This is a genomic window from Bradyrhizobium sp. (assembly GCF_049691595.1).
Taxonomy (GTDB): domain Bacteria; phylum Pseudomonadota; class Alphaproteobacteria; order Rhizobiales; family Xanthobacteraceae; genus Bradyrhizobium.
This window is the reverse complement of the sequence record NZ_JBAVNZ010000501.1, coordinates 1-8182: the sequence shown is the minus strand read 5'-3', so window position 1 is coordinate 8182 and position 8182 is coordinate 1. Positions and strand designations below refer to the sequence as shown.

6 protein-coding genes are annotated in these 8182 nt (G+C 65.1%); 3 read left to right on the top strand and 3 right to left on the bottom strand.

The window, feature by feature from the left end; genetic code table 11:
- From WCE35_RS20800 to WCE35_RS20790, 3 genes are all read right to left on the bottom strand, one after another.
- On the bottom strand, nucleotides 1–1065 hold a 1065-nt coding region (locus WCE35_RS20800), incomplete at its 3' end, for a class I SAM-dependent methyltransferase (protein WP_424595199.1).
- A 59-nt stretch (nucleotides 1066–1124) separates the two neighbouring features.
- Nucleotides 1125–1991 carry a DUF1365 domain-containing protein gene (locus tag WCE35_RS20795; RefSeq protein ID WP_424595198.1) on the bottom strand — a complete coding sequence of 289 codons (867 nt, stop codon included), beginning with the start codon at nucleotides 1989–1991 and terminating at the stop codon, nucleotides 1125–1127.
- Nucleotides 1992–1993: 2 nt separating this feature from the next.
- Nucleotides 1994–3307 carry an NAD(P)/FAD-dependent oxidoreductase gene (locus tag WCE35_RS20790; protein ID WP_424595197.1) on the bottom strand — a complete coding sequence of 438 codons (1314 nt, stop codon included), beginning with the start codon at nucleotides 3305–3307 and terminating at the stop codon, nucleotides 1994–1996.
- A 481-nt stretch (nucleotides 3308–3788) separates the two neighbouring features.
- Between WCE35_RS20790 and WCE35_RS20785 the strand changes: the two genes are divergently transcribed.
- The 3 genes from WCE35_RS20785 to WCE35_RS20775 all read left to right on the top strand — a co-directional run.
- Nucleotides 3789–5183: an efflux transporter outer membrane subunit gene (locus WCE35_RS20785; RefSeq protein ID WP_424595196.1), complete on the top strand. Its 1395-nt coding sequence runs from the start codon at nucleotides 3789–3791 to the stop codon at nucleotides 5181–5183.
- Entirely contained in the window at nucleotides 5173–6567 is a 1395-nt protein-coding gene (locus WCE35_RS20780; RefSeq protein WP_424595195.1) for an efflux RND transporter periplasmic adaptor subunit, read from the top strand. The genes WCE35_RS20785 and WCE35_RS20780 overlap by 11 nt, the downstream gene beginning before the upstream one ends.
- Before the next feature lie 52 nt (nucleotides 6568–6619).
- On the top strand, nucleotides 6620–8182 hold a 1563-nt coding region (locus WCE35_RS20775; protein ID WP_424595194.1), incomplete at its 3' end, for an efflux RND transporter permease subunit.

Below are 8182 nucleotides of genomic sequence, written 5' to 3'. Positions count from 1 at the left end.
CAGCGTCCTGGCATAATCTTGCCCGAAAATGCGCTCGCGGATAACGGGAACGCCGAACTTCTCGCCGAGCGACTTCAGGATCTGCGGCGAGGGCAGCATGCCGCCGGGAAAAACATAGCGCTGGATGAAATCGACCTCGCGGCGATAGGCCGGGAACAGGCTGTCCTGAATGGTGATGGCCTGGATGCCGGCAAGGCCGCCGGGCAGCAGGCGGTCGCGCAATTGTGAGAAATAATTCGGCCAGAACGCCTCGCCGACCGCCTCGATCATCTCGATCGATACGATCCGGTCATAGCGGTCACGCTCGTCGCGATAGTCCTGCAGGCGGATCGCGACCTTGTCGCTGAGGCCGGCGTTGTGGATGCGCGCTTGCGCAAAATCGCGCTGTTCCCTGCTGATCGTGAGCCCCACCACTTTCGCGCCAAATGTCCTGGCGGCGAACTCGGCAAAGCCGCCCCATCCGCAGCCGATCTCCAGCAGTCTTTGGCCCGGCCGCAGGTCGATCGCCTCGGCGAGCCGGCGGTATTTGTTGGTCTGCGCGGCGGTCAGATCGGCCGTGCCGTCCTCGAACAGCGCCGAGGAGTAGGTCATGGTCGGATCGAGCCAGGCCGAATAAAACGCGTTGCCGATGTCGTAATGGGCATAGATGTTGCGTCTCGCCTGCCGCCTGGTGTTGCGGTTGAACCAGTGGCGGATGGCCTGGACGGTGCGCACCAGCGGCTTGCCGATCAGCATCGTCTGCATCCAGTCCTGATTGACGCAAAAAAGATAGAGGAACCGGGTCAGGTCCGGCGTGTCCCACTCACCGCGCAGATAGGCCTCGGCGATGCCGATGTCGCCGCTCCGCAGCAGCCGCGACGCAAAACCGTAGTCGTAGACCTTCATGGCGGCGGCCGGTCCCGGCCCGTTGCCGCCCAGCCTGACGGTACGGCCGTCGGGCAGCGTCACGTCAAGCGTGCCGCGCTGCAGTTTCGAACCATAGCCGAGCGCGATCCGGACCATGCGGGGCAGGTCCGGGAGCAGGGTGTCCACGGTGTCCATGGTTACCGAAATCGGCTCGGGCATGGCAGATCCATCGACTGGTTCTCTGTCCGGGCCGCGCGTGATCGGCTCGACCTCGACCATCACCGTTTTGCGCGGCCGGACAACGCCGCCGTAGTATAGTCGCTGCCATCGCCGATCGCCAAGCCAGTATTGATGGCGGCGTCCGGGCGCGGCACCAGCCGCGCGCCCTTGAGCCAGAGCCGCAGCGCCTCCCAATGGATCGCCACGGCTATTTTCAGGGTGACCAGCGGCAATGCGAAGAAGGCGCGCAGCAACTCCGCCGAGTTCAGCGCGCGGCGGCGGCCGTTGAAGGTCGCCGCGAGCAGGGGCCCCTCGCGGTCGGTCTCCAGGATGCGCAGCTTGACCCTCGCGTGCGGCGGCGAGACGCGGAAATGGTAGCGCATCGCCATCTCGATGAAGGGTGAGACGTAGAACAGTTTGTCCTGGCTCTGCCGGATGCCGGCGTCGCTGCGTTCGCCCGGCTTCACCGGAAGCACGTAAACGTGGATACCGCCAAAGGTGTTGCGAACTTCATAGATCAAGAGCGCCAGTTCGCCGTCGGCGCGATAGCAGAAATAGACCGACAGCGGATTGAAGGTGTAGCCGAGCAGGCGGGGATAGCACAGCAGCAGCACCCGCCCGCCTGATAGCTCGATGCCGCGCTCGGCGGCGCAGCGCTGCGCGTAGCCGCGCAACGACGACCCGTCGCGCTCGCCATGATCGGCCTCGCGGAAACTGTAGAGCGCGGCCCGGTTGACGCCGAACAGGGCCGACTGGCGGTCCGCTTGTGCGAGCCGGTCGAGATCGATCAGCAGGCTCATGACGCGATAGCTGAAGCGGTGGCCGATCGGCTTGAGCCGGGCATGCATCACCTCGCCGACGTACAGCGCCGCCGCGGCGTCGGCGGAACCGTCACGCGTCCCGACTTGGGTGGCTGCCGTGCGCATCGCTACTCCGCGGCTTCGGCAAGTTCCGGCAGCGGTTCGCGCCACGGGGCGATGGCGCCCAGCGCCTCCGCGACCTCGAGGCCGGAGCGCAGTCCATCCTCGTGAAACCCGTATCCGGTCCAGGCGCCGCAGAACCAGGTATGCCGCTTGCCCTGAATCTCGGCGAGGCGTTTCTGCGCGGCAAAGGCGGCGGCATTATATTGTGGATGTTCGCACATATACTTGCTGAAGGTAAGTTCGGAAGCGGGCTCGAACGGCGGATTGAGGCTGACGAACAGCGGTTTGTCGTCATCGATGCCCTGCAGGCGGTTCATCCAGTAGGTCACCGCGACATCGTTCGCGGTCGTTCCCTGACGCCGCCAGCGCAGGAAATTCCATGACGCCCAGGCGTGCCGGCGCTTCGGCATCAGCCTGATGTCGCGGTGAAGATAGACCGTGTTGGGGGAGTAGCCGATGGCGCCGAGAATCGATCGTTCGCCCGGGTCGGCATCGGACAGCATCGCCAGTGCCTGGTCGCTGTGGGAAGCGATCACGACGTGATCGTAGCCGTGGTGCCCGCCATGGCTGTCATGGACGACGACGCCATGCGATGTGCGCTCGACCGATGTCACCGCGCAGCCAAGCCGGAGCCGGTCGCGGAACGCTTCGGTCAGCTTCTCGACGTAGCGCTGGCTGCCGCCTTTCACCGTGCGCCAGACCGGGCGGTCATATTGCAGCAGCCGATGATTGCTGAAGAACGCGACGAAGTTCTCGGCCGGGAAGTCCAGGATGTCGCTGGCCGGCGCCGACCAGATCGCGGCGCCCATCGGCGCCAGATAATCCGTCAACAGACGCGGGGCGAAATGGCGGCGGCGAAAATATTCGCCAAGCGTCAGCCCGGCCAGATTCCCTGCCGCATGATCCGCGGTGCTCTCTGTGTTGAAGGTCAGGATGTCGCGGAGCATCCACAGGTAGGAAGGGGACAGCAGGTTTCGCGGCTGCGCGAACAGGCCTCTGGCGGTTTCCAGCCAGCTGTTGCCACCACCCTTCCACTCGAAGCGGCCGGCATCCGCCGTCACCGCAAAGCTCATGCAGCTATCCACGGTCTCGACACTAAGATGGGCGAACAGCGCCGTCAGGTCGGGATAATTGAGCTCGTTGTAGACGATGAAGCCGATATCGACCGCGAGCGGCGTTCCATCATAGTCGATGGTGACGGTATGGCTGTGTCCGCCGGGGCGGAGCTCGCGGTCGTAGACGGTGACCGGATAGTTTTTCGAAAGAGTCCAGGCCGCGGCGTTGCCGGCAATTCCCGTTCCGATAACCGCGACCCGCATCCGAAAGCGCCTCCCTGGTGTGCCTCCTAGATACGGCTCGAGGTTCTCAGGGTTTCAAGTCGGCCACAGGCGCGTGCGAAAAGACGGATTCACACCGACATAACAGGGGGAAAACCTCATGAAATCTTCGTAAGATTCCGGCTTGCCCCGATCATCCCGGCGTTGTTCTAACGCCGATGAAACATGGGAAATTGAGCATTTTCGTTGCCGGTTGGGCGGCTTGGCACGCAACGTTGAGGAAAGGCGGACGGGACTGTCCGCGCCTTGATCCGAGGGGTAGTATCACCGCCCGGCTCCAACGGAAGCATCGGCTCGTGAACCTCTCGCAGACCCTCCCTGAAAGCGTCATTCGCGCATCTTTGCGGGTCTGTGTGCGTGGCGGAGAGCGGGTGTGACCAAGCGATTCCCTGTGGCTTTGGAAGGCCTGCGTGCCTGCGCTCCGGGCTGGGGCCGTTGGACGAGGTCGCTTGCGGGGTTTTGCATGGTCGCGAGCTTGGCGGGCTGCATCCTGACCAGGGACCTTCCCGATCCTGCGCTGGAGATACCGGACGGATACAAGACGGCCAGGCGGATGACCGCCGCCGATGCGCCGCCGGGGCTGGACTGGTGGCGCGGCTTCCGTTCTCCGGAATTGACTGTCCTGATGGAGGAAGCCCAGACGGTCAATCTGGACATCGCGGCCGCGACCGCGCGCTTCGTGCAGGCTGACGCGCAGGCGCGTATCGCCGGGGTGCCGCTGCTGCCCTCTCTCTCCGGCTCCGGTTCGGAAACCTATTCCCGCACGTCCGGCGCAAGCTCGAGCGGATTGAGCATCGGTGGCCGCGAGGTCGTCAATTATTCGGCCTCGCTCAGTGCCAGCTATGAACTCGATTTCTGGGGCAAGAACCGCGACGCCGCGCAGGCCGCGGAGGAAACCGCGGTCGCCAACCGTTTTGATCGCGACGTGGTCGCGCTGACGACGCTGACGACGGTGGCCAACGCCTATTTCCAGGTGCTGGCCGCGCAGGACCGGCTGCGAACGGCCGAACGCAACATCGCCAGCGCGGCGCGCATTCTCGACGCGATCAGGCAGCGCCTGACTGCCGGCACGGGGACGGATCTCGATGTCGCGCAACAGGAGAGCGTGCTTGCCAATCAGCGCGCTTTGGTGCCGCCGCTGCGGCAGACCCTCGATCAGAACCTCAACGCGCTGGCGATCCTGGTGTCGCGGCCGCCGGAGGCCGTGCGCGTCAGCGGCGGCTCGCTCGACCGGATCGCGGTTCCCCGGGTGACGCCGGGACTGCCATCGGAACTGCTGACACAGCGCCCGGATATCAGGCGGCAGGAAGCGCAGCTCGCGTCCGCCACGGCCAATGTCGGCAGCGCCCGCGCGCAATTTTTCCCGAGCATCCAGCTCACCGGGCAGGGCGGCTATCAAAGCTCGGCGCTGTCGGCGCTGTTCCAGCCCCACGCCGCGTTCTTCAGCCTGGTCGGCAGCGCGACCCAGCCGATCTTCGACGGCGGCAAGATCCTCGGCAATTTCGAATTGGCGAAGGCGAGGCAGGACGAGCTGCTGCAGACTTATCGCAAGACCGTGATCCAGTCATTTGCCGATGTCGACAACGCGCTGATGTCGATTCGCCAGACCACCATCAAGCTGCGGCTGCAGCGCGAGGTGGTGGCGGCGTCGCGGCGGGCCTTTCAATTGGCCGAGCAGCAATTACGTGCAGGAACCGCTGACATCGTAACCGTGCTAAATACGCAATTGACGTTGTTCCAGGCCGAAGATGCGCTGTCGCAGGCCCAATTGGCCCGGCTGCTTGCGATCGTCAGCCTGTATCAGGCGCTGGGCGGCGGCTGGGAGCCGAGGATGGAGAGGCCGGTCGATGCTCTTTAAGCCGGAAACGGAGAACACTGCGAACGCCGCCCCGGCGCGCGCGCCGAGCTTCGTCTCGCGCGCGCTGAGGCGGATCGTCTCGCTGGCCGTGACCCTCGTCATCCTTGGCGGGCTCGGCTATATCGGCTGGAACGCGTTTCAGCAGAAGCAGCAGGCCGGCAACCGGGCGGGAGCCCGCCCCGATCTGCCGGTACCGGTGCTGGCGGCGACGCCGCGCATCCAGGACGTTCCGGTTTATCTCGACGGCGTCGGATCGGTTCGGGCGCTGAACAACGTGGTGGTGCGCGCCCAGGTCGACGGTAAATTGCTATCGGTGAATTTCGTCGAGGGACAGGACGTCAGGAAGGGCGACGTGCTCGCTGAGATCGATCCGGTGATCTATCAGGCGCAATACGATCAGGCCGTCGCCAAGAAGGCGCAGGACGAAGCCCAGCTTGCCAATCAGCGTCTCGATCTCGCCCGCTATCAGCAGCTCGCCGCCTCCAACGCCGGGTCGAAACAGCAGGCCGACACCCAGCGCGCGGTGGTCGCGCAGCAGGAAGCGCTGGTCAAGGCCGATCAGGCCGCGATCGACAATGCGCAGGCAACGCTCGGCTATACCCGGATCGTCGCCCCGATTTCGGGCCGTGCCGGCCTGCGTCAGATCGACCAGGGCAACATCATTCACACGTCCGATGCCTCCGGCCTCGTCATCATCACCCAGTTGCAGCCGATCGTGGTGCAGTTCAGCCTGCCGCAGCAGCAAATCGTGCGCGTCAATGCGGCGGCCGCCAAGGGCGCGCTGACGGTCGACGTTTTCGGCAATGACGGCACCACCGTGATCGATAGCGGTATGCTGAAAGGCATCGACAACCAGGTCGATCCGACCACCGGCACGCTCAAACTCAAGGCCGAATTCCCCAACGCCGATTTCCAGCTGTGGCCGGGCCAATTCGTCAACGTCCGCCTCAAGGTCGAAATCCTCCCGAAGGCGATCGTGGTGCCGACCTCGGCGGTGCAGCGCGGCCCCGCCGGAACCTTCAGCTACGTGATCGGCGAGGGCGACCTCGTCACGGCGAAGCCGGTCGTGGTGACGCAGCAAAACGAAAACGATGCCGTGGTCGCAAGCGGGCTCACGACCGCCGACCGCGTGGTGACCACAGGCTTCGCCAACCTGTCCGATGGCGCAAAGGTCATCGTCGGCACGGAAGACTCCGCGCCGACCGCCGATCTCGCGCCGCGCAAGCGCAGCCGGGCGCCGCAAGACAAGGACGGCCAGGCCAAGGACGGTCAGGGCAAGGATGGTCAGGGCAATCGCGGCAAACGCGAGGGCGATCAGAAGGGACAGAGCGGACCCGCGACGCGGGGCGAAACGTCGGGCGGCGCGGCGAAGTCGCAGCCGTGACCAAGATGCCCGTGTTTTGAATGCCTGGCTTCGCAACGACGAGCCCGCAACCATGAGCGTCTCCGAACCGTTCATCCGCCGGCCGATCGCGACCTCGCTGCTGGGGATCGCGCTGTTGATCGGTGGCGCGCTCGGTTACTGGGCGCTGCCGGTCGCGGCGCTGCCGCAGGTCGACTTCCCGACGGTGCAGGTGACGACGCAACTGCCCGGCGCCAGCCCCGACGTGATCGCCTCGCTGATCACCGCGCCGCTCGAGCGTCAACTCGGGCAGATCCCGTCGCTGTCATCGATGAACTCGACCAGTTCGTTCGGCGTCAGCCAGATTTCGCTGCAGTTCGATCTCAACCGCGACATCGACGGCGCCACCCAGGACGTGCAGGCGGCGATCAACGCCGCCGCGGGAATCCTGCCAAGGAGCCTGCCGTATCCTCCGACCTACGCCAAGGTGAACCCGGCGGATGCCCCGGTCATGACGCTGGCGCTGACCTCGGAGACGATCTCGCTGCGCGCGATGAGCGATCTTGCCGACACCATCCTGGGCCAGCGCCTCAGCCAGATTTCCGGTGTCGGCCGCGTCATGGTGCTGGGCGGCCTCAAGCCGGCGGTGCGGGTGCAGGCCGATCTGGCGCGGCTTGCGGCCTATGGCATCTCGATGGAGGATTTGCGCAGCGCCATCGTCGGCGCCAATGTCAGCGGACCGAAGGGATCGCTCGACGGCGCGCAGCAGGCCTACACCATCGCCGCCAACGACCAGATCGCGGCGGCGGACGCCTACAAGCCGATCATCATCGCCTATCGCAACGGCGCGCCGGTCACCATCGGCGACATCGCCATCATCGTCGACGGGCTGGAGAACGACCGCACCGGCGGCTGGTACCAGGGCACGCCGGCCGTGATCATCGACATCCAGCGGCAGCCCGGCGCCAATGTGATCGAGGTTGTGCGACAGATCCGGGACGAAATCCCGAAGATGCAGCGCGCGATCCCGGCCGGCGTCAACCTCGCCGTGGTCAGCGACCGCACCGTCACCATCCGCGCCTCGGTGCGCGACGTGCAGTTCACGCTGATCCTGAGCGTCGTGCTGGTGACGCTGGTGGTGCTGTTGTTCCTGCGTTCGCTGCGCGCGACGCTGATCGCCGGCGTCGCGCTGCCGCTATCGCTGATCACGAGCTTCGGCATCATGTATTTTTCGGGCTTCAGCCTCGACAATCTGTCGCTGATGGCGCTGACGATCGGCACCGGCTTCGTGGTCGACGACGCCATCGTCATGATCGAGAATATCGTGCGCCACATGGAGAATGGCGAGTCCGCGATGCAGGCCTCGCTCAGGGGCGCCAGCGAAATCGGCTTCACCGTGATTTCGCTGACATTATCGCTGATCGCGGTGTTCATCCCGCTGTTGTTCATGTCGGGACTGGTCGGGCGGATGTTTCGCGAATTCGCGCTGACGCTGACGATCGCGGTCGTGACCTCGGCGATCGTGTCGCTGACCCTGACGCCGATGATGTGTTCGCGGCTTTTGAAACATGTCGGCGTGGAGATCGCGGTTCCCGGGCTGGCCTTGGCCAGCCGCGGCATCGACCGCATGGTCGTATTCTATCATCGCACGCTGCTC